1 protein-coding gene is annotated in these 588 nt (G+C 45.7%); it reads right to left on the bottom strand.

What is annotated here, in order from left to right; translation table 11 throughout:
* The coding region (locus R7E78_RS28600; protein ID WP_318058945.1) for a hypothetical protein at positions 1-588 on the bottom strand (588 nt) is incomplete at both ends.

The following is a 588-nucleotide window of genomic DNA, read 5'->3' as shown; positions in this document are numbered from 1 at the left end:
TACGTGGATCTATGCCACTATCGCCCGTCGCAAAATGGCGGTCGGGTACAAAATAGAGGTTCTCAAGCGTAACGAACTCACCATTGAATGATTGAATGACATTCGAACCGTCCAACACAACAGAACCATTGACTGGAGTAAGTTCAATGTACTCACCATTGGCATTTCGATAATAGAACGTGCCGTTGTGCGTACTCGCATCGCGAATCGTGATGTCGCCTAGGCTTTCATTTCTATCGAGGTCGTGCAAGTTAATCACTAGATCGACTTTCGCTGGCGTAGTATCTAGACCAGATAAGTTATCTTGCGTATTGGCATTCTCAGTACCAAGGATAGAACCGTCACGGCCTTTATCTTCGAAAGACAACACCGATGAGGTATCGATTTGTGCATTTCTGTCTGTCACGGAGATGTCGAGATCGGCGGTACTCGTATCTCCGTCACCATCGGTAGCCGTAACATGAACCGTGAAATCGATTGAAGCCGCATCGGTATGATCAAGATCGTCATTTGGTCTAAAGCTAATAGAGCCATCAGTTCGAACAATCAAACGTCCAATTTCAGTGTCAACGCCGTTTAGGGTTTTAT

Source organism: Vibrio sp. YT-19(2023), assembly GCF_033337395.1.
Note: the sequence above shows the minus strand (reverse complement) of the source record. Positions and strands in the feature narration are given on the sequence as shown.